At 39.9% G+C, this 20,677-nt stretch carries 19 protein-coding genes and 1 pseudogene; 14 read left to right on the top strand and 6 right to left on the bottom strand.

Annotated features, from left to right (window positions below; all coding sequences use genetic code 11):
- Positions 1–21: 21 nt before the first annotated feature.
- Complete coding sequence (locus tag ACDZ29_RS05775) at positions 22–1,635, bottom strand: glycoside hydrolase family 43 protein (protein ID WP_375090308.1); 1,614 nt, start codon at positions 1,633–1,635, stop codon at positions 22–24.
- 238 nt (positions 1,636–1,873) lie between these two features.
- Positions 1,874–3,112, bottom strand: coding sequence for an ROK family protein (locus ACDZ29_RS05770; RefSeq protein WP_375090306.1), 1,239 nt, complete (start codon positions 3,110–3,112; stop codon positions 1,874–1,876).
- A 120-nt stretch (positions 3,113–3,232) separates the two neighbouring features.
- Here ACDZ29_RS05770 and ACDZ29_RS05765 point away from each other — a divergent pair, with 120 nt between their 5' ends.
- From ACDZ29_RS05765 to ACDZ29_RS05755, 3 genes are all read left to right on the top strand, one after another.
- Positions 3,233–4,531, top strand: a complete 1,299-nt coding sequence (locus tag ACDZ29_RS05765; protein WP_375090304.1) for an extracellular solute-binding protein — start codon at positions 3,233–3,235, stop codon at positions 4,529–4,531.
- Positions 4,532–4,646: 115 nt separating this feature from the next.
- Entirely contained in the window at positions 4,647–5,525 is an 879-nt protein-coding gene (locus ACDZ29_RS05760; protein ID WP_375090303.1) for a carbohydrate ABC transporter permease, read from the top strand.
- Between the two features lie 14 nt (positions 5,526–5,539).
- Positions 5,540–6,361 (top strand): carbohydrate ABC transporter permease, encoded by an 822-nt coding sequence (locus tag ACDZ29_RS05755; RefSeq protein WP_370016413.1) that lies wholly within the window; start codon positions 5,540–5,542, stop codon positions 6,359–6,361.
- A gap of 62 nt (positions 6,362–6,423) precedes the next feature.
- Here ACDZ29_RS05755 and ACDZ29_RS05750 read toward each other — a convergent pair whose 3' ends face one another.
- Positions 6,424–7,041 (bottom strand): YesL family protein, encoded by a 618-nt coding sequence (locus ACDZ29_RS05750; RefSeq protein ID WP_289326477.1) that lies wholly within the window; start codon positions 7,039–7,041, stop codon positions 6,424–6,426.
- A 239-nt stretch (positions 7,042–7,280) separates the two neighbouring features.
- On the opposite strand from ACDZ29_RS05750, the gene xylA reads away from it, so the two are divergent.
- From xylA to ACDZ29_RS05725, 5 genes are all read left to right on the top strand, one after another.
- Positions 7,281–8,606 carry a xylose isomerase gene (gene xylA, locus ACDZ29_RS05745; protein ID WP_370016412.1) on the top strand — a complete coding sequence of 442 codons (1,326 nt, stop codon included), beginning with the start codon at positions 7,281–7,283 and terminating at the stop codon, positions 8,604–8,606.
- Positions 8,607–8,630: 24 nt separating this feature from the next.
- A complete protein-coding gene (gene xylB, locus ACDZ29_RS05740; protein WP_375090301.1) occupies positions 8,631–10,130 on the top strand; it encodes a xylulokinase in 1,500 nt (499 codons plus the stop codon).
- 270 nt (positions 10,131–10,400) lie between these two features.
- Positions 10,401–10,553, top strand: a complete 153-nt coding sequence (locus ACDZ29_RS05735) for a hypothetical protein (RefSeq protein ID WP_375090300.1) — start codon at positions 10,401–10,403, stop codon at positions 10,551–10,553.
- Positions 10,554–10,675: 122 nt separating this feature from the next.
- Positions 10,676–11,239 (top strand): hypothetical protein, encoded by a 564-nt coding sequence (locus ACDZ29_RS05730; RefSeq protein WP_375090298.1) that lies wholly within the window; start codon positions 10,676–10,678, stop codon positions 11,237–11,239.
- A gap of 464 nt (positions 11,240–11,703) precedes the next feature.
- Entirely contained in the window at positions 11,704–11,907 is a 204-nt protein-coding gene (locus tag ACDZ29_RS05725) for a zinc ribbon domain-containing protein (RefSeq protein ID WP_098373407.1), read from the top strand.
- Between the two features lie 65 nt (positions 11,908–11,972).
- On the opposite strand, the gene ACDZ29_RS05720 is transcribed toward ACDZ29_RS05725, so the two are convergent.
- Positions 11,973–12,839, bottom strand: a complete 867-nt coding sequence (locus ACDZ29_RS05720) for a LysR family transcriptional regulator (RefSeq protein ID WP_375090297.1) — start codon at positions 12,837–12,839, stop codon at positions 11,973–11,975.
- A 137-nt stretch (positions 12,840–12,976) separates the two neighbouring features.
- Between ACDZ29_RS05720 and ACDZ29_RS05715 the strand changes: the two genes are divergently transcribed.
- The gene (locus tag ACDZ29_RS05715) at positions 12,977–14,110 is read left to right on the top strand and encodes an NADH-dependent flavin oxidoreductase (RefSeq protein WP_375090296.1); all 1,134 of its coding nucleotides are present in this window, start codon (positions 12,977–12,979) and stop codon (positions 14,108–14,110) included.
- Positions 14,111–14,164: 54 nt separating this feature from the next.
- On the top strand, positions 14,165–15,061 hold the full coding sequence (locus ACDZ29_RS05710; protein WP_375090295.1) for a DMT family transporter: 897 nt from the start codon (positions 14,165–14,167) through the stop codon (positions 15,059–15,061).
- A gap of 31 nt (positions 15,062–15,092) precedes the next feature.
- Here the strand turns inward: ACDZ29_RS05710 and ACDZ29_RS05705 are convergent, their stop codons facing one another.
- Positions 15,093–16,583, bottom strand: coding sequence for a LysM peptidoglycan-binding domain-containing protein (locus tag ACDZ29_RS05705; RefSeq protein ID WP_375090293.1), 1,491 nt, complete (start codon positions 16,581–16,583; stop codon positions 15,093–15,095).
- A 448-nt stretch (positions 16,584–17,031) separates the two neighbouring features.
- Here ACDZ29_RS05705 and ACDZ29_RS05700 point away from each other — a divergent pair, with 448 nt between their 5' ends.
- Positions 17,032–17,517 carry a DUF2975 domain-containing protein gene (locus ACDZ29_RS05700; protein ID WP_098372987.1) on the top strand — a complete coding sequence of 162 codons (486 nt, stop codon included), beginning with the start codon at positions 17,032–17,034 and terminating at the stop codon, positions 17,515–17,517.
- A 409-nt stretch (positions 17,518–17,926) separates the two neighbouring features.
- Positions 17,927–18,097: pseudogene (locus tag ACDZ29_RS05695) on the top strand (DinB family protein); the annotation flags it as partial.
- Between the two features lie 57 nt (positions 18,098–18,154).
- Here the strand turns inward: ACDZ29_RS05695 and ACDZ29_RS05690 are convergent.
- A complete protein-coding gene (locus ACDZ29_RS05690; RefSeq protein ID WP_289314901.1) occupies positions 18,155–18,571 on the bottom strand; it encodes a hypothetical protein in 417 nt (138 codons plus the stop codon).
- Positions 18,572–18,939: 368 nt separating this feature from the next.
- On the opposite strand from ACDZ29_RS05690, the gene ACDZ29_RS05685 reads away from it, so the two are divergent.
- Positions 18,940–19,971: a fatty acid desaturase gene (locus tag ACDZ29_RS05685; protein WP_375090290.1), complete on the top strand. Its 1,032-nt coding sequence runs from the start codon at positions 18,940–18,942 to the stop codon at positions 19,969–19,971.
- Positions 19,972–20,064: 93 nt separating this feature from the next.
- Positions 20,065–20,610, top strand: a complete 546-nt coding sequence (locus tag ACDZ29_RS05680) for a response regulator transcription factor (protein ID WP_375090288.1) — start codon at positions 20,065–20,067, stop codon at positions 20,608–20,610.
- Positions 20,611–20,677 lie beyond the last annotated feature (67 nt).

Genomic DNA, 20,677 nt, shown 5'->3' with positions numbered 1-20,677 from the left:
GCTCTTCCCCTAAAACCTTAGTCACTCATGTTTTTCTTTATAGATGAAGTAATCGAAGTCTGCGTGCTGACCTTGACCGGATGTATCCTGGCACTGCATGCCCACAAAGGCTCCAGTAAAGAATCCTCCTCCTTGAATATAATCATCAGAGAGCTTGTATGATTGGAATGCGATTGGAATCAGGGTCCAGGTTTCGCCATCGAATGAATAGGAGTATTCGTAAATCGCCGTTTTCACATCCACTCGCAGGTAAACATAGTCGACATCGTGCGGAATGACAATTTCCTTATTCTTAAGCGGCAGATCGAAAGAAAAGTTATCACAGGTCACGAGCTCAAGGATTCTTCCCTTTTCCTCGTGCCAGGAAATCTGAAGGGATGTCCAATTTTGCGTATTATAGTAGTTTACTAACCCTGCTGATTGTTGGAAGGTATCTGGTCTGAAAGCTACTTTGGTTTCTGCTGTGAAGGTAAAGTGCTGCCAGCGTCTTGCGACAAAGGCTTGTGTGAATTTTGATGTTAGCGATTCTTTGCCATATATACGTAAATGTCCCGGGTTGTCATTTAGTGAAACGATATCCTCACCAAGTGGGATACGTAAGGTTTGGAAATGTGGATTCAATGTCTTGAAATTGAAATCATCCTTTTCCTCATATCCTTTTTCCCACTTTACTTCCTTGATGTCCGGGCCTTCAATTTCTTTGGACGGTTGATTGCCTCCAACCACATAAGGCCAGTCATTTTTCCATTCCAAGCGTTGGATGGCCGTTTCCCTTCCTAATGGGCAGAATCCTCTTGGATCCAATAGGGGTTGATTGTCCTGAGGTAATGGGCGGCCTGTTAAATGAACTAGAAACCATTCATTTGTATGTGTTTGAATGATGGATGCATGTCCAGATTTTTGCAGCGGATTTCTGGGATATGGCATGGAAGTGATCAATGGATTCTCAGGATGCACTTCATAGGGTCCCCGTAAATTTTCTGAACGGGCGATAGTGGCTTGATGATCATATTTTGTCCCGCCTTCTGCTGTTAACAGGTAGTAATGGCCATTCATTTTATATAAATGCGGGGCTTCCGTCAGTTTGATATCCGTTCCCTTGAAGATGATTTCGGCTTTTCCGATAAGTTTCTTTTGGTCAACACTATATTCCTGGAGCATGATTCCATAAAAAGTATGATTGCCGACGCGATGATCCCAATACATGTTAACGAAATACTTCCTGCCATCATCATCATGGAATAGTGATGGATCAAAGCCTGAGCTGTTCATGTGAATGGGTTCTGACCACTCCCCATCGATGGTATCGCAAGTAACCAGGTAATTGTGACAATCCTTCCATTGACCTTCTGTAACCTTCACATCGGTATAGATAAGCCAGAATTTCCCGTCACTAAAAGATAAAGCGGGTGCCCATATCCCCCCGGAATCCGGGTTACCCATCATATTCAATTGACTCAGCCGATTCAGGGGTCTTGATGCCAATCGCCAATTCTTTAAATCCTTTGAATGGTAAATCCCTACACCGGGAAACCATTCAAACGTTGAAACAGCAATATAATAATCTTCCCCTGCGCGGCAAATGCATGGGTCGGGATTGAATCCAGTTAAAATGGGGTTTTGAATCGTTGTCATGGGTAATCCACCTCGTATATTGATATTTTTTATGAATAATAGCAATGTAATGAATAACATAAGCAGAGCGGCAATCCAAAAGAGTGTATGCGCTTTCTTTTTCTTGCATGGTCCTTTTTTCAATAGGAAACCATCCCTGGGAGGGAGCTGTGATATCTGTGGAATATCTAAGATGGGCAACATTCACTACGATTCCTTGCAGGACAGTTTCCTATTCAAATTTAAGGGTTTGTGATCTTTAGAGTATCGCCTCTATATTCGGAATATCATCCTTGAAAAAGTTTTCGACGGAAAATGCGGCTACCCCTAAAGCTGTTGAATGGGTCGATAGCTCTGAAAAATTTATTCGTAAATCTTTTTGGTGAAACCATTGTGTTTGATTGACCATTCGTTTGTTTAATGGATCAGTCAGCCATTGTTTCGCAGAAGCCATCCGATTGCCTATGATGACCTGCTGGGGATTGAAGATATTAATGATGTTATTGATGCCCACGCCTAAATAGTCACCGATATATTCAAATAAGTGAATGGTTTTCAAATCTCCATCTTCCGCAAGAGACAATAAACTTTCCAAGGAAAGCTCCTCGTCTGCAGGTGGGGCTATTCCTAAACGAATGGCTTGTTTCATTAAGGATTGTTCCGATGCATACAGTTCCCAGCACCCTACATTTCCACATCTGCACTCCGCACCGTGTATATCGATCGTCATATGGCCCAATTCACCTGAAAGTCCATTATTTCCTCTGTAGAGCTGATCATTAAGAATGAGGCCGACGCCTATCCCGATTCCAACACTTACATAGACAATATTGTTGAAATCCTTGCCGGCACCAAATTTTTTCTCCCCATAAGCACCAGCATTCGCTTCGTTTTCAACGATGACAGGAAGACTGTATCTCGTTTGCATCAATGATTGTAAATCGATGTTTTTCCAACCGAGATTAGGTGCAAGCAAGATTTTTCCGTTTGTGCTGACCGTTCCCGGAACCCCTATTCCAATTCCTACGATACCGTATGGACTTTGCGGGGCGGAAGAGATGAGGTGATCGATGGTTTCGTACAGTTTGATCTCAAGTTCTTCGAATGATGGCTCATTGAATTTCAAAGTTTTTTCGTGACAGATATTCCCCTCGAGATCTGTTAGCACCCCCAGTAAATAATTGACGCCTAAATCGATACCAATGGAATATCCAGCTGCCTGATTAAAGAGCAGCATGACTGGCCTCCTGCCACCGCTTGATTCGCCTGGTCCAGATTCATAGATGAACTGCTCTTCCAGCAGTTCACTTACGAGCGAAGAAACGGTCCCTTTGTTCAAACCGGTGTGGGCAGCAATATCAGCTCTTGAAATGGGCGAACGATCCTTGATGGTTTGCAGAACTAATGATTTATTTCCTTCCTTGACTACATGTTGATTCCACGTTTTATTCAATCGATTTTCACCTTCGTTTTTTAAGACTTTATTACATTGTAGCATTTTATAAAACGATTACAAACTTTGTTTGTCGACTAGACAAACGATGTGTTGTTTGATAATCTATTAATAAGCTTAAAAAACAGAATAATCAATATTTTAATATCTTGGGGAGGGTTAGGAATGGGTAAAAAGAAAGCGTTTACATTACTGTTTGCCGTTATATCATCTATTTTATTAATCTCAGGTTGTTCAGGATCGGGTACTGAAAAAGCAAGTTCTGATGACAAAAAAGTGGTTAAATTCATGCATTTATGGCCGGAAGGAAGTTCTAAAACGCATAATCAGATTGTAAAAGAGATCATCGGGGATTTTGAAAAGGAAAATCCTGATGTGAAAATCGACCTGGAAGTACTAAGTAATGAGCAATATAAAGATAAATTAAAAGTACTGTCCACTTCTGATGAATTACCGGATGTGGGGATGACCTGGGCAGCAGGGTTCTTGGAGCCTTATGTCAACGGCAAGAAGTTTGCCCCGCTGGATGATTTATTGGAAGGGGATCTTAAAGACCGTTTCGTATCAGGAACTGCAGAGGCTTACGCAATCGATGGTAAAACCTATGGTCTCCCTTTGGAATTGAATGTTGCGAATGTATTCTATAACAAAGCAATATTTGAAAAATATGGCCTTGAAGTGCCTAAAACGTATGAAGAGTTCGAAAAGGTAGTGAAAACGCTATCCGACAAGGAAGTGGCACCCATCGCACTTGGAAATAAAGACCGTTGGACAGGTTCATTATGGTATATGTATTTGGCTGATCGCATGGGTGGTTCAGACGTATTGACAAATGCAATCAATAGATCTGGCTCTTTTGAAGACCCTGCATTGGTTTCGGCAGCGAAAAAAGTCCAGGACCTTGTGGATATGGATGCTTTCGTGAAAGGCTTTAACGGTTTATCCGATGAGGAAGCTAAAAGCATGTTCATGAACGAACAGGCAGCGATGTATTTGATCGCTACTTGGGACTTGCCCAATTACACGACAAATGAAGGGGTTCCCCAAGAATTCAGAGATTCTGTAGGCTATTTCAAATTTCCGACAGTCGACGGGAAAGGGGACATGAACAGTTTCGTTGGCGGACCTGGTGTTGGGTTATTCGTTGCAGAGGATTCGGAAGTAAAAGAAGAAGCGAAGGCATTTACATCATTCTTCGTAAAAGAATGGGGAGAAAAATCCGTGACTAAAGCAGGCGTGATTCCCGCAACTAAAGTGGATGCCGAGTCTTTGGATCTACCGCAAATGTATGTGGATGTGTTGAATGAATTGAATGCAGCAACGAATATCACATTATTTGCCGACGTTCAAATGAATTCAGATGTAGCACAAGTCCACTTGGATATGATCCAGGCTTTGTTCGGTAAGGAAGTAACACCGAAAAAATTCGCAAAAGAACATGAAGAGGCCCTTTCGAAAGAATGAATGATTGATAGAAATTGATTTCACTTTATGTAATCTTAGTCAAAACATGAGGAGGGCATATCCTTGATGATGGATGGTCCTTTTCAACTTTTTATAACGATGGGGTTGAATGGTTATGAATAAAGTAATGTCCAATAAGTGGATTATAGCCTTGTACGTCCTTCCTGCACTCTTATTAATCGCTGTACTCATATTCATCCCATTATTTTTAACGGGATATTATGGATTGATGAAGTGGGATGGTATCGGCCCCATGGAATTCATTGGGCTGGAAAATTACACCGAAGCATTGAAAGACGATAAATTTTGGTATAGTGCCTGGCATTCCTTTTTGCTGGCGATATTCTCTACACTCAGTTTAGTGATCTATTTAGCAATATCACTTGTGTTAGCTTCAAAAATAAAAGGATCCGATCTTTTAAGGAAAATATATTTGATTCCGATGCTTTTGTCTTCAGTTGCGATAGCTCAGCTTTGGATTAAGGTGTTTAACCCGACGAACGGAATGTTGAATAGTCTGCTTATGGCAATCGGGGTCGAAAATCCCCCGGCATGGCTGGCGGAGCCAACTATTGTGCTCTATGCGATATTCATCCCGATCTTATGGCAATATGCCGGTTTTTATATTTTGATTTATTATGCAGCTTTGAAAAACATTCCTGAATCATTGGTGGAAGCGGCAAAAATCGATGGGGCAACCAGTTTTCAAATCGCTTGCAAAATCAAATTGCCATTAATAATGGGTGTGGTTAAGGTGACCATAGTATTGGCTGTGGTCGGATCCTTGAAATACTTTGACCTGATTTACGTAATGACTGGCGGCGGACCGAACGGTTCTAGTGAGGTCATGGCATCCTACATGTATAAGCTGGCCTTCTCGAGCAATAACTTCGGCTATGGCAGTGCAGTTGGCTTTTTGTTATTGATCATCACCCTGATCGTGACGGTCTTCGTCCGTAAAGTTACAGCGACAAAAGAAGAAATCCAATACTAAGGGAGGGTTACATAATGGGGCGCGTGGGTTACTTTTTTCTCTATCTCTTATTAACGCTGGTAGCTGTTTTTCAAATCTTCCCGGTCATTTGGCTATTCCTGTTTTCCTTAAAGGATAACCGTGAAATCTTCTCAGGTTCTCCGTTTGCATGGCCAGCTGAATTAAGATGGGAAAATTATGCGAAGGTTTGGGAAAGCGGTATAGGCGTTTACTTCTGGAATAGTATTTGGATTACAGGCATAGCGATCATTCTTACCGTTTTATTAGCGAGCATGGCCACTTTCGCCATTTCACGGATGAGGTGGAAATTAAGCAAGCTTGTGTTGGGATTGTTCATGGTTGGCCTGATGATCCCGATTCATTCCGCAATAATCCCCTTATTCAGCATGTTCTTAAATATTAATCTGATTGATAATCCATGGTCGATCGTTATAACGTATACGGCTTATAACTTGCCCATCACCATGATGATCCTGCTTGGGTTCTACTATACTTTGCCGGTTGAAATAGAAGAGGCAGCCATCATAGATGGATGTTCGGTCCACCGGATGTTCTTCCAGGTCATTCTTCCGATGACGTTACCGGTCATGTCCACAACCGTCATTATCAATATGATTTATAATTGGAATGAATTCGTATTCGTCAATACGTTTATAAGTTCAGATAAATATAAAACGCTGACAGTGGGCATCCAAAACTTCATCGGGCAATATATGACGGACTGGGGGGCAATCGGGGCTACATTAATTATTAGTATCCTACCGATATTGCTTGCATTCGTCTTCTTTAGCAATAAAGTCGTCGAAGGGATTTCTTCGAGTGCCGTGAAAGGATAAAGAGCGATAAAATAAATCACCACACCGAAGCGAATCGATAAAACGGTGGGTGATTTTTTTATTTATTTATTCTGTTTTCCTTGGACTTTATTGAAAGCATGTAAACAAAGCCACATTGTAATGAAGGCATAAGTGCTTCCGCCGAAAATGAAGGCCAGTGCCGGAAGTGTTCTCATCACCATGAAAAGCAAGCCTAGGCAAAGCAGGATTAAAAAGCTGTTGAGCGGATTGATCAACATGATCAAAAAAGCATTCTTCATGACCTTGAACACAGGTAAGTCATAATGAACAAAGGCAGGAAATAGATAGAATATGAATATAGTGAATACTAAGATGAAGGCGAATAACGGGATGTAAGTCCATGTCAAAACATCGTTTATATGATTCTGGATATAGTAGAGGTCGATGCCGATGATGCCGGCAATGGCTGTGATGAATATTCCCAGTCCATTACTTTTCAAGAAATCGCGTTTGAAAAATTTCCAGTAGGTTTTAAAGAGGGGAATATCGGTGTTTCCTCTTAACCAATCCCGGATGATCGCGAACATGGCTGTTGTGGATGGAAAGAATCCGAAAAGGACTCCGCCTGCAATAGTGAAAAATATCCACAGAATATGCAGGTAAGCGAATTTAGTGATCCATTCAAGTATGTTATAAATGACCCGGCTGGCATTGTCCATAAATGTGTCGTTCCTCCTTGGAATGAGCTGCATGATGGGTGAACTTAGAGAGGGAGCGGCTTAATTCACGCCAATAATAAGACTACATTACTCATTTTACATGATTAACTAGTAAAATGGGGGTATTTTAATAAACTTAGTTTATCTAATGTACAAACTAACTTAGTGTTGCTATAATGGAAATGTAAGCAGTTACATTTACCGGATATCATTCATGAAATAATAAGGGGGTAAAAACAATGTCCTATTTTAACAACATCAGTAAAATAAATTATGAAGGTGCCACCTCTTCAAATCCATATGCATTTAAATTTTACAATCCGGAGGAGGTCATCGGCGGGAAGACAATGAAGGAATACCTGCGATATGCCGTGGCATATTGGCATACATTCACTGCCGATGGGTCAGATCCATTTGGTGCAGGCACGATGATCCGTCCATGGGACAAATTCAGTGGAATGGATATGGCAAAAGCGCGTGTAGAAGCGGCCTTCGAATTCTTTGAAAAACTAGGTGTACCATTCTTCTGTTTCCACGACGCCGATATTGCTCCTGAAGGAAGTAATTTGAGAGAAACCTATAACAACTTAGATGAAATCGTCGCAATGATCAAAGACTATATGAAAGATAGTCAAACGAAATTGCTTTGGAATACGGCGAATAACTTCACGAACCCCCGTTTCACTCATGGCGCAGCATCTTCAAATAATGCGGATGTTTTCGCCTATTCTGCTGCGAAGGTAAAAAAAGGATTGGAAATCGGTAAGGAACTAGGCGCGGAAAACTATGTATTCTGGGGCGGACGTGAAGGATATGAAACGCTGCTTAACACCGATATGAAGCTTGAATTGGATAACCTCGGGCGTTTCTTCCATATGGCGGTCGATTATGCGAAAGAAATCGGGTTCGATGCACAATTCCTGATTGAACCAAAACCGAAAGAGCCGACAACACATCAATACGATTTCGATGTAGCGACCGGTCATGCATTCCTGCAGAATTATGGTCTCCAAGATCACTTCAAATTTAATATTGAAGCAAACCATGCCACTCTTGCCGGCCATACATTCGAACACGAGCTTCGCTATGCACGGATAAATGGTATGCTTGGATCCGTTGATGCCAATCAGGGAGATCCATTATTGGGCTGGGATACGGATGAGTTCCCAACCGACTTGTACTCTACAACCCTGGCAATGTATGAAATCATTAAAAATGGCGGTTTAGGCCGTGGTGGCTTGAACTTTGATGCTAAAGTCCGCCGTGGTTCATTTGAATTGGAAGACCTATTCCATGCACACATTGCAGGAATGGACAGTTTTGCAGCCGGCCTGAAGGTTGCCCAAAAGTTGATCGACGATAGAATCCTTGATGATGTGATTGAAAACCGCTATAGCAGCTATACAGAAGGAATCGGGTTGGAAATCGTCGAAGGGAATACAGACCTTCGTAAACTGGAAGAATATGCGCTTGGATTGAAAGAAATCAAAAATCAATCAGGACGCTTGGAGAAAGTTAAAGGGACGATCAACCAATATTTGTTAAGAGCTTACGCAGGGGAATAAAGCTTAATAGAATGAGGTGCTGCCATGAAATACGTAATCGGTATCGATCTGGGGACAAGTGCGGTAAAAATTTTACTCGTGAATCAACATGGCGAGGTCATGCAGGAAGTAGCTAAATCCTATTCATTGATTCATCTGAAAACAGGCTACAGTGAACAGGACCCTGACACGTGGGTGGAACAGACAGTTGCCGGGCTTGCCGAGCTACTGAAAAGCTTTGATGGAAACCCGGAAGATATTGAAGGGATCAGTTTTTCCGGGCAAATGCATGGACTTGTCCTGCTGGATGAAGAAAACCGTGTATTGCGTGATGCCATCCTTTGGAATGATACGCGGACGACCGATCAGTGTCAGACCATTTACGACACGGTCGGGGAAGAACGACTGTTGGAAATAACGAAAAACCCTGCATTAGAAGGATTCACTTTACCCAAAATCCTATGGGTGAAAGAGCATGAGCCTGAAGTATTTAAAAATGCAGCGAAATTCGTCCTTCCAAAGGATTATCTGAGATATAAACTGACTGGGGAATTACATATGGAATACTCCGATGCAGCCGGCACATTATTATTGAATGTCAGCGAGAAGGAATGGAGTAAAGAAATCTGTGAGATGCTTGGTCTTGATATCGGGCTATGTCCGACATTGGTCGAATCACATGCGGAAGTGGGCAGGATAACGGACGAAGTGGCAGAACGCACGGGGCTAACCGTTTCCACCCGTATATTTGCAGGCGGAGCAGACAATGCTTGCGGTGCCATTGGCGCTGGCATTTTAGAAGACGGAAAAACACTCTGCAGCATCGGCACTTCAGGAGTGATATTGTCCTATGAAGCAAGGGATGACAGGGATTTTCAAGGAAAAGTCCACTACTTTAATCACGGTGCACCTGATGCCTTCTACACGATGGGAGTAACCTTGGCAGCAGGCTACAGCCTCACTTGGTTTAAAGAAGTTTTTGCCAAAGGTGAATCATTTGAAACGTTATTGGCAGATGTAGGTGATGTGCCCGTCGGATCTAATGGACTTTTATTCACTCCATACTTAGTGGGCGAAAGGACCCCGCATGCAGATGCGGCAATACGCGGAAGCTTCATTGGAATCGATGGCTCCCATCAGCGTAAAGACTTTGTACGGGCCGTCCTTGAAGGCATCACTTTCTCCTTGAATGAATCCATTGATATCTTCCGCAGGAGCGGAAAAAATATCGATACAATCATTTCGATTGGCGGAGGTGCCAAAAACGAAGCGTGGCTGCAAATGCAAGCGGACATATTCAATTCGAAAATTGTCAGGCTATCAAGTGAACAAGGCCCAGGCTTGGGGGCGGCCATGTTAGCGGCTTATGGCTGCGGCTGGTTCGATTCTTTAAAGGAATGTGCAGCCCAATTCATAAAAGAAGAGAAACAGTACATGCCCAATAAAGAGAATGCTGAAAAGTATGAAGCCTTATTCCTGATTTACCAAGAAATCTATGCACAAACAAAGAACTTGAATGAAAAACTATTGGAATATCGCAATTGATGATTCATAAACTTTATTGAAATATAATATAAATATTCAATTCCCGTCCCCTTTAAATGGAACGTGTAAAAAGACCACGAGCGATCGTGGTGTTACACCTCTGTTTGAAGGGGATTTTATCATGGGAAAAAACGGAGGGTATTTGAATCTACTAGATATACTCTTCTTACTTCGATTGGATCATTGAATCTGGTACAGAATGAAACCTTAACCAATTTTATCCGTATAAGATAATATAAGGATATTCCAATTGGGTAATAGGGGTGCAAAATGAATAAAAAAAAGGTTCTGTTAATTGGACTTATAGGATTCTCTTTATTTTTAATAGGTATGATCATATCACAATGGACGGTTTTTGGAGTAGCGATTGGGATAGGCGGAGGATTCATAATGGGAATCAGTTCTGTTCTGTTTTCTAGTTAGTACCTCCTTTTTAGTTTTACAACAGGGAAGATAATCGAAAATGACTTCACGCGCGAATCGACTAATTCAGTTAGGTTAAAGTTCAAAAAGGAAAACGGTATTGCCAATACTTTATTTCCGATATGGATGGAGTAGATTTAGAGATGGGAAAAACCCATTATAAACGAAAGTTAGTAATTGTACTTATTATTATTGGAACCACATTAGGTTTCTATGTGTACTCGGCATTCTCTGAGAAATTGACAAAATCAACGGATTTGTCTGATGAATCTATCGGGGGATATAAAGTTATGGATAACATATCGAGTCCAGAATTTATAAAAGAATATGGAGAACCCATCGATCAGGATAATAACTATTCATATAATTATTATTATTGGAAAGGCGGGTTAAAAACGGCCTCTATAAATTCAGACGAAGATAAAGGGAAAATTGTGCGGTTAATCATTTCAAGTACGGACGACGCTCTATTTGAAAGCTCCCTTCAAACAAGCAAAGGGATTAAATTAGGGAGTAAGAAAGCAGAAGTTCTTTCGAAGTACGGAGATCATTATTATAAAAGTTATGAACAGGGAGCGGACATTATCGGCTACATTGACCATAAACGGCATATTACTTTAGAATTTTGGTGTGTTCAAGGTGGAAAGGTTGCAGAAATACGATTAGATGATGCAGATGTTATTTGATGTTTTTTCACCGAAAAGAATGATTAGAATCTAATTTAAAGTAAGATTTATAAGAGTGTTCCATATTAAATAATTTGGCCGTTTAAGTAAATAAGAAAGCGATGCGATAAAGAATATGTTCATTAAAAATTTCTGCTACCATTACATCATTTATCCAATCATATTTGTTGGGGTATATGCATTATTTGCCATTTTTAAGCTTGATGATACCCCCGTTCCTATAAGTGATGCTCTGCATATGATTTTACTCTATTATTTTGCAATTAGTGTGTATAATGCTTTGCTTACCATAAAATCTAAAAATAAAAAAGGCAGCCAATAAAAACAGTATTCAATGTAATTTACATATTTTGCATGAGTTCCGAAACCATTTATCACGTTATCCGTATATTTAATTATGAACGGTGCTGGGAAGCTCCGGTATTTATCGGCATTATTATTTATAAATTGGGAGATGAAGGATCATGAATGAAAAGGGATGCATGAAATGCGGAAGCAATGATGCTGCTAAGAAGGACGTAGCCATGACTGGAACAGGATTGTCAAAAATGTTCGATGTCCAGAATAATCAATTTACGGTTGTGTATTGCAAGAATTGCGGTTATTCGGAGTTTTATAATAAGCAATCATCGGCAGGCAGTAATCTGCTGGATCTATTCTTTGGATGATCACTGCACGAAAAGAATCCCCTTTTTCATGAAAGGGGATTCTTTTTTTTCTTCATTATGTTTTTCTACTTTCGGAAATAATCTTGAACGACGTTTGAAAATTCCTTGGCTGCTGGTGAAAGGTCTTTGGATGATTTCATGACCAATCCGATCTCCCGGGAAATTTCCGGAGTCAAGGGCAGGCTTTTTATACGTTCCGGTTTTTCAGGTATAGCCAAGTCGGGCATAATTGAGATGCCTAATTTTCCTGCCACCATTGAGAGCACCGTTTGATTGTCTTTAATGTCGTATGAAATGTTTGGTTTTATTTTGGCATCAAGGAATCTATCCTCGATGAGTGTTTCACAGCCGGATCGCAGCATGATGAATGGTTCATCAGCGAAGTCCTCAAGATTGATTCCGGTTTTCCCTGAAAGTGGATGGCCTTCGTATACGACGGCTGATAAAGGATCTGTTAGCAGATGGATGAATTCCACATTCTTAACTGGTTTTGCTGCAAAGCCGATGTCCACTGTTCCTTCTTCTATCCATTTTAAGATTTCATCATATCCTCCTTCATGAATCAGCAATTCAATAGTAGGGTATTTTTCATTAAAGATAGAGAATAGTATCGGTATGAATCTGGCAGTGAAGCTTGGAAAACTGCCAATCGTTATCTTCCCGATTTCCATTCCATTCACAGCTGCAATCTTTTGTTCGATATGTGCAAGATTGGCAGCAATGGCCCGCATATGTGGAATAACCTGTTCTCCAGCAGTGGTGAGTGTTACTCCTTTTCGATCACGTTTTAATAAAGTCACACCAAGTTCCGTTTCAAGGGCCGTAATGTTATGGCTCACGCCTGATTGAGTCAGTCCGATCCGGTCTCCCGCTTTCGTGAAACTTCCGTGTTCAACAACATGTAAGAAGACTTCCAACTGAAAAAAATTCAAATGCCCCACACCTTTCTTCTAATGAATTATACATGAGAAGTTCTAATGTAAGTTATGAAAAACATTCATTTTACTTATGTTAGGGTCGAGAATACAATAAAATTAGAAAAAATAAAATACGAATGGGTGATGGGAAAATGATGAAACGGAAATACAGCCAAATTTTTTCACCGTACACGCTTTCTAATGGAACGATTCTTAAAAACAGGATTGTAGTTGCGCCAATGACCACTTATTCTGCTCAAGAGGATGGCTTGGTTTCTGACCAGGAACTAGCTTACTATAAAAGAAGGGCAGATGGACCTGCCATGTTCATTACTGCTGCGGCCACCATATCCCCTGTTGCTACAAGCTTTCCCCGGCAAATGAAAGTATATGATGAACAAAGCATCGCTGGACTCACACAGCTTTCAAAAACAATCAAATCAAAAGGTGCAAAAGCAATTCTCCAGCTTCATCATGGGGGAAGCGATAGCCTTCCAAGCTGTACAGGCGGAGAACGTATGGTTAGTCCGAGTGGAATCATTGCAAGCGTTTATAAAGAAATGGGCGGGGAATACATTCCAAGGCCAATGAGTCACACGGAGATCATCTCCACTATTCAAGACTTTGGAAGAGCCACTCGCCATGCCATTCGTTCAGGATTCGACGGTGTGGAAATCCATGGTGCGAATGGATATCTCCTTCAGCAGTTTTTCTCACCCCACTCTAACAGGCGGAGAGATCAATGGGGCGGGAATTTGGAGAATAGAATGCATTTTCCACTTGCCGTCATCGCGGAAGTGAAACGGATACGTGATCTATACGCAGACAAAGATTTCATTATAGGCTATCGCTTCTCCCCCGAAGAACCGGAAGAAGGCGGAATGAAAATGGATGACACAGCTGCATTGGTGGATAAATTGGCAAGCCAAGAGCTTTCCTATTTACATCTTTCCGTTAAAAATGTCTGGTCCATGCCTAGAAGCGGCTTGAACATGGGGTTAACAAGGACGGAAATCATCCGCGATATCATTGCTGGCAGAACCAGTTTCATATCACTCGGATCGATTAATACTCCAGAAGAAGCAAATGGTGTGCTTGAGAAAAATATACCGCTTTTCGCGCTGGGGAGGGAATTGCTGATGGAACCGGACTGGGCCGCCAAAATAAAGGAAGGTAAGGAAGAACAAATCATGACAACCTTGCCGCGCGATAGCAGGTGTAAATTGATGATTCCAGAGCAAATGTGGGAGAATATCATCACTCGTGACGGAATGCCCGAGAAGTGATAGTATTAGTTACATTAATGTAAAATAATAGGTGATTATATAAGGAGAAATTAAATGAATAAAATAGCACTTATTCAACTGTCTTTAGCAATGACAATCTTTGGTTCTGTCGGTTTCTTTTCAGAACTATCAGGACTCCCAGCACTGGAGTTGGTATTTGTTCGCTGCATTTGTGCTGCCATATTCTTATGTGCAGCCTGGATGATTACAGGGAATTTCAAGAACGAAAAATGGAACGGTAGAGAGGTGATGCTCATCATATTCTGCGCCGTGGCCAACTTGTTAAACTGGATATTCCTCTTTAAATCATTTGAACTGATATCCGTGACAATTGCCATTTCGCTCTATCATTTAGCCCCGATCATCGTACTCATCATAGGGAGCTTCATATTTAGGGAGAAAATGACTTTATTCTCCATCCTGGCCATTTCATTATGTTTCATTGGCACATTATTCATTATGGGAACAGATGGATTTCGATCATCATCTCCTGAATGGGAAGGTATCATGTATGGAATCATAGCTGCATTTTTCTATGCGGCAACCATGCTTTTAGGAAAGAGCATTACAAAGACGAGTGTATATGCGACCACTTTTCTGCAAATGTTCATTGGATTTCTATTACTGATTCCTTTTGTTAATTTTTCAATCTACACAACCCTGCATTCTTCCGAATGGTTTTATACGATACTTACCGGCATCATCCATACAGGCGTCGTGTATCTTCTGTTTTTTAATAGTATCCGTCATTTGCCCACAAATGTAGTATCCTTCATGATTTTTGTCGATCCGGCAGTTGCCATCCTTTTGGATATTCTGCTTTCAGGATTTCAACCTGACAGGATTCAAATCTTGGGCATTTCACTAATATTCATTGGGGTGGTCTATTCACTTAAGACGACAAGACCGACTGAAAATGATGTCATGCAGAAAAGGCCGCACACAATGTGAGGCCTTTTTCCTTTATGATTTTTCTATTAACCTATTTATTAAAATGATATACATCCCAAATGTCAGGAGTTTCTGCTCCAATGTACCAAGCAGCTACACCGCCTAGATGATTTTGTTTTACCAAGTCAAGACGAAGGGTCATCGATTTTTTATCTTCTATCCATATTTGATGCTTTTTCCCTTTGGAAGTATACTCCACATAATTTTGTGAGGTCTTTTTATCCCATACCTTTTTAAGTCCATGAGATGAAATGATTTTGTTGACCTCAGCCATGGTACGGTCATGACTTTTCACTTTATTGGTCGATAAATCGGTTACCCATTCTCTCGTATAAAATGGGACAGCCAATATAATCTTATGAGCTGGTACTTCTTTCATTAAAAGCTTAGTTCCTTCTTTGATCCAAGGTAACGAGGAAACGGACCCGGCTACTGGGCTACCTCCCCAATGCTCGTCATAACCCATTATGATTATGTAGTCCGCTATTTTGCCAAGTGCTTTCCTATCTAAACTTTTTGACCAAAAAGGATCGTCATTTTCTCGGGTGACATCCACAGATAGTTTGATGCCATGGGGTTTTAGGGCCTTTTTTAATTCACCTATGAAAAGTACAAAGTCTTTCTTATTTTTTGGATCAATGTTTTCAAAATCTACATTTAATCCATCACTTTTAGTTTGAACAAGTGAATCACGTAAAGCTGAAACTAGTTTCTGACGTTTTTTTGTATTGCCTAGTATAGAACCAGTTAAAACAGGATCGAATTTATTACCGATAAGTTGCCAAACTTGTTTTCCTTGTTTATGAGCGTATTGAACGTATTTTGTATCTACAGAAACGGAAACGAAATTACCGGTATTCGTCAGCGTATAGGAACGGGGAGATACTACATTTAAATTGGGGTGTTTAAGTTGTTGGGTGTAGTTTTCTTTCGATCCATTATGTTTCCAGCCCATGACGATGCGGTTTTGCGCTTTTTTTTGAAGATGGGATTTCTTTATCCATCCCTTTTTACCTCCAAGCAATTGAACCTGGTAGTAATATTCCGGAATCTTCAATTTTTGGCCAACTTTAAGGGAAGTTGTACGTAAGTTATTCAATTTAGTCAAATCACTTGTGGCTACCTTATATGTAGAAGAAATCTTCCACAATGTATCGCCTGATCCAACCGTATGGATCTTATATTTTTGAGGAATCTTCAATTTTTGGCCAACAGTAATTTCGGAAGAGGTTAACTTGTTTTCTTTCTGTAACGCACTTACTGAAACTCCATATTGATTTGCTACTTTCCATAAGGTGTTTCCAGTCTTTACTGTATGTATAATAGGCTTCGCAGAATCCCCGGCGACAGAAGAAATGACGGGAAATTCCTCGCCCTTTTTTAAGGTCTGTAATATAGTGGAACCTAGTTTAGGAGAACTGAAAACCTTCGTATTGCCTTCCTTAACGGAACCTATGTCAAGGGTTTTACTTGATGCTTCACCACTGGCAGGACAGAGACATATACAAAGAAGGCTTAACATAATAAGACATCCAAAGAATTTTTTCACTATTATTTTATTCCCCTTAAATTACGTCAATTTTAACTTTACTAGTTTACTATGGTAAATAGCTTTAAAATAGAGGTACATTGTGGAAAGGCCCTATATAGAAGGAAATGGGGAATCTAAAAAGGATTACGATTCTGCTGTTATGTTGGTCAAATCGTGCCTATTTACTGTGACCGACACGAATACCAAACTTCGGCTCTCTGCTTATTCTTGTTAAGCTAACGGGCAGTTTTGTTGAACAAGTTGTAAATTTAACATTTTAAAGTAAGAGCATTTCTTTGTAATGAGAAGTGCTTTTTATTTTTGTCAAAATTAGAAGGATATTTCAATAACAATATAAATAAAAACAATATAAATTTATTGTAAAACGATAAATGATATGCTAAAATCATGTTGTCATTAAATAAGTGAGGTGTTTTAAATGAATGTTAAACGAGGTTCAACCACTTTCTTAAAGGTAATTATTTTTCTGGCTGGAATTGCAGTGCTTGCTTTGTGTATCTGGTTGCCTGAGATAGCCGTTAGAGATGCAAGGGTACATCCAGATACGGCTTACTTCCTAATCCCCTTTTTAGTATGTGCATACGGATTCTGTATTGCGTTTTCTGTTGCGTTGTATCAAGCATATAAACTATTAACCTACATCGAAAAGAACAATGCTTTCTCTGAATTATCCCTTAAATCTTTGAAGATTATAAAGAAATGTGCTTTTACAGTCATTTTCCTCATTTTGTTAGGAATAGTAAGCTTAAGGGTGCTTGCTAAAGTTACAGGTAGTGATGATGCAGCGGGTCCTACATCATTATGTCTAATGGGTATTTTAGCAACAAGTATCATCGCAGCCATTGTGGACGCACTTCAAAAGCCATTAAAAAATGCCCCAGATATAAAGTCAAAAAATGAATGATTAACGGATATGTAAGACTTTGGATTGTCAGCCAGGTAATTTTTGGAGTACAAAAGCGACGAAGACACTCAATAAAAACAGACACAACTAATTTATTTAACTACGGGGACGATAGCTCAATGAACGGCCTTTTCACCAAGGCGGTTTTCTTATGGTCAAATATCAACATTAGAATTTAACATAGCCTAAATAAAAAAGATTAGCCATGAGCTAATCTTTTTTTTAGATTGATGGTTTAATAGTCGACTAGTTTGTGTATTCGCCGTGCTTAATTTTATTGACTTTATCTTTTTTCTTAGAAATGATATCCCCATTGTAGATATTGACTGTGTGGTTTTCGCCTGTTTCGACAGCATATATCACTCTATATCCCATATAGACTTGTCTATTAGGACCTACATTTAGCGTAATTGAGAACCCATCTGGCGGCCTAATGAAAACATGTGTAGCCGAATTGGGGCCACATGTCGTGAATCATGGAACATACCATCGTGGCAATATCACAGCCATGTTACGCCAAATGGGTTACGCTTCAATTTCAACGGATTACGGTCTTTATTTATTTTTAAAAGGGGAGTAACTAAAGGTTAATGTTGATTTTTCATCTAGAAAAAGGACTATTTGTGTATGCAAATATTTATTGTTTTCTTTTAAGTAAAAATCTTGGAGATGGAAGGACTTCTTGTTCAGCTTCAAAATAAGCGAGTTTATTTGGGATACAGGATATGATTGACGGCATTCCCATCCCAACGGCTTTTTCTAAGGCGGTTAATAAGGGGAGCTCCTTACCATCAATATCTTTATCCCAGGATATTACATAACAAGAGTCTTCAGCACCATTCTGTTTCAGTAACTTTGCTATATCTACTGGATCTGAATTAGGTTTTGGGATCTCAATGATATATTCTTCACGAAGAGTTGTTCTGTAAGTATGACAAAGTCGACTTAAGGCATCTTTGCGTTTCTTGTTTGAAGACAATTCGAACAGAACTCTATCTTGGAGCCTTTTGGTGAAAAATGATTTTACAATTATTTTTTCGATTTCCTTATCCATTTAAATCCTCCTTTACAGTTTTTCACCTGGTAAATCCTTATAGTCTAAGCCTATCATAAGTAGCATTTGTCGATAATAAACATCTCTCTAAAATCATTTTACTTACTGTTGTATTGTCAAAAAATGTTGCCAAGCCTTATTGGAGAACGATATAGAAATGCTATACTTATGAACAGGTTAACCAGTTGTCACTGGTTGGCCTATTCTCGTTTTGGTTTTTGGGTAAGGTTTTTCATTTATGTGCAGGCTAAAAAAAACTTGTACATGACATTTGTCATCTTCTAGTCATGACACCTGGTACTAATAATTTAAGGTTGATTTCTTTATAATATGAAATAACGACAAATAAAAGGAAGTGCAATTGATTAATGACTATACAAAACACTAAAAACTTGAGAAAACAAATTGCTCCTTTTGAACAATCAACGACAAAGGAAAGTATATGGCAGATCGTCAATACATTGGGACCGTTCATCATTTTATGGTACCTAGCATATATAAGCCTTTCCGTTTCTTATTGGTTAACTTTAATTCCAGCTGTGTTGGCTGCTGGTTTCCTGACAAGAATTTTCATTATTTTTCATGATTGTACGCATCATTCATTTTTCAAAAGCCGCCGTGCGAATAGAATAGTCGGGACAATCATGGGTGTTTTGACTTTATTCCCTTTTGATCAATGGGGGCATGAGCATTCTGTGCATCACGCAACAAGCGGTAATTTAGATAAGCGGGGTACAGGAGACATTTGGACCCTTACGGTGGATGAATATTTGGCTGCACCGCTTAAGCTTCGTTTTGCCTATCGTTTTTATCGCAATCCATTGGTTATGTTTGGAATAGGTCCAATTTATGTTTTCCTTCTTAAGAATAGATTTAACCGTAAAGGTGCTAGAAAGAAGGAAAAAATGAATACTTATTTGACGAATGCAATAATCGTTGTTTTAGTGGCATTACTTTGCCTGGCAGTAGGTTGGCAGACGTTTCTTTTAGTACAAGGTTCCATTTTCATGATTTCTGGTTCAGTGGGCATTTGGCTGTTTTACGTCCAGCATACATTTGAGGACTCTTATTTTGAAGAAAATGAGGAGTGGGAATATGTATTGGCAGCAGTGGAAGGAAGTTCTTTTTATAAGCTTCCAAAACTGATGCAGTTCCTTACTGGTAATATCGGTTACCATCATGTTCACCATTTAAGTCCAAGGGTACCTAACTATAAATTGGAAATGGCGCACAATAATACGCAGCCATTAGAGAACGTTCCAACGATTACTCTTGCGACAAGCTTGAGCTCACTCCGTTTCCGTTTATGGGATGAGAAAAACAAGAATTTTGTTGGCTTCAAAGACATAAAATATTTAACGAAAAAAAGCGTTTCCGCTCAAGTGAAATCTGAACTGTAACGTTCATGAATCATTCCAGACTCCCTTAATAATCCTTGGATTAGGGGGAGTCTTTGCTTCATATAAGCGACTCGATAAAGGAGAGAACTTAAAATGATTCGAATTGTCATTGCAGAGAATCAGCAAATGCTGTTAGAGGCAATAAGTTCTCTACTCAATCTTGAAGAAGATATAGAAATTGTCGGGCAAGCCAGTAATGGAGAAGAAGCGATCACTCTTGTGAACCAATTACAGCCTGATGTTTGTATCATGGATATGGAGATGCCTGTAATGAGCGGACTTGAGGCAGCAGAAGCTTTAAATTCATTTGAATGCAAAGTGATTATATTAACGACATTTCGAAGGACTGGTTATTTTCAACTTGCGTTAAAAGCTAATGTAAGTGGTTATTTATTGAAGGATGGCCCGAGCGAAGAGTTAGCCTGCTCGATTCGCAGAATAATGGATGGCGAGCGTATATACTCCCCCGAACTTACAGATGAGTCTTCCAACAATAATACCCGGGAAATGGGAGTGTTAGGCCTGTTAGCCGATGGTCAAACCACAAATGAACCATCTAATCAGCAAAGAAACCCAATTGGTACCGTAAGGAAATATTTTTCAACCATAAAGGATAAAATGAAGTTACCGGCTGGTTAGTCATATTGAGGCTTAATAACCGGTTGGATCTGAAATCCTGTGTTGACACGTATTTTTAAATTGTGTA

This window comes from Peribacillus sp. RS7, assembly GCF_041956845.1.
Classification (GTDB): domain Bacteria; phylum Bacillota; class Bacilli; order Bacillales; family DSM-1321; genus Peribacillus.
This window is presented reverse-complemented; position numbering and strand designations above follow the sequence as displayed.

Coding starts and splice junctions, on each gene's coding strand:
- ACDZ29_RS05775 (WP_375090308.1), bottom strand. CDS start 1,635: ATGACAACGATTCAAAACCCCATTTTAACTGGATTCAATCCCGACCCA.
- ACDZ29_RS05770 (WP_375090306.1), bottom strand. CDS start 3,112: ATGCTACAATGTAATAAAGTCTTAAAAAACGAAGGTGAAAATCGATTG.
- ACDZ29_RS05765 (WP_375090304.1), top strand. CDS start 3,233: ATGGGTAAAAAGAAAGCGTTTACATTACTGTTTGCCGTTATATCATCT.
- ACDZ29_RS05760 (WP_375090303.1), top strand. CDS start 4,647: ATGAATAAAGTAATGTCCAATAAGTGGATTATAGCCTTGTACGTCCTT.
- ACDZ29_RS05755 (WP_370016413.1), top strand. CDS start 5,540: ATGGGGCGCGTGGGTTACTTTTTTCTCTATCTCTTATTAACGCTGGTA.
- ACDZ29_RS05750 (WP_289326477.1), bottom strand. CDS start 7,041: ATGGACAATGCCAGCCGGGTCATTTATAACATACTTGAATGGATCACT.
- xylA (WP_370016412.1), top strand. CDS start 7,281: ATGTCCTATTTTAACAACATCAGTAAAATAAATTATGAAGGTGCCACC.
- xylB (WP_375090301.1), top strand. CDS start 8,631: ATGAAATACGTAATCGGTATCGATCTGGGGACAAGTGCGGTAAAAATT.
- ACDZ29_RS05735 (WP_375090300.1), top strand. CDS start 10,401: ATGAATAAAAAAAAGGTTCTGTTAATTGGACTTATAGGATTCTCTTTA.
- ACDZ29_RS05730 (WP_375090298.1), top strand. CDS start 10,676: ATGGATGGAGTAGATTTAGAGATGGGAAAAACCCATTATAAACGAAAG.
- ACDZ29_RS05725 (WP_098373407.1), top strand. CDS start 11,704: ATGAATGAAAAGGGATGCATGAAATGCGGAAGCAATGATGCTGCTAAG.
- ACDZ29_RS05715 (WP_375090296.1), top strand. CDS start 12,977: ATGATGAAACGGAAATACAGCCAAATTTTTTCACCGTACACGCTTTCT.
- ACDZ29_RS05710 (WP_375090295.1), top strand. CDS start 14,165: ATGAATAAAATAGCACTTATTCAACTGTCTTTAGCAATGACAATCTTT.
- ACDZ29_RS05705 (WP_375090293.1), bottom strand. CDS start 16,583: ATGTTAAGCCTTCTTTGTATATGTCTCTGTCCTGCCAGTGGTGAAGCA.
- ACDZ29_RS05700 (WP_098372987.1), top strand. CDS start 17,032: ATGAATGTTAAACGAGGTTCAACCACTTTCTTAAAGGTAATTATTTTT.
- ACDZ29_RS05690 (WP_289314901.1), bottom strand. CDS start 18,571: ATGGATAAGGAAATCGAAAAAATAATTGTAAAATCATTTTTCACCAAA.
- ACDZ29_RS05685 (WP_375090290.1), top strand. CDS start 18,940: ATGACTATACAAAACACTAAAAACTTGAGAAAACAAATTGCTCCTTTT.
- ACDZ29_RS05680 (WP_375090288.1), top strand. CDS start 20,065: ATGATTCGAATTGTCATTGCAGAGAATCAGCAAATGCTGTTAGAGGCA.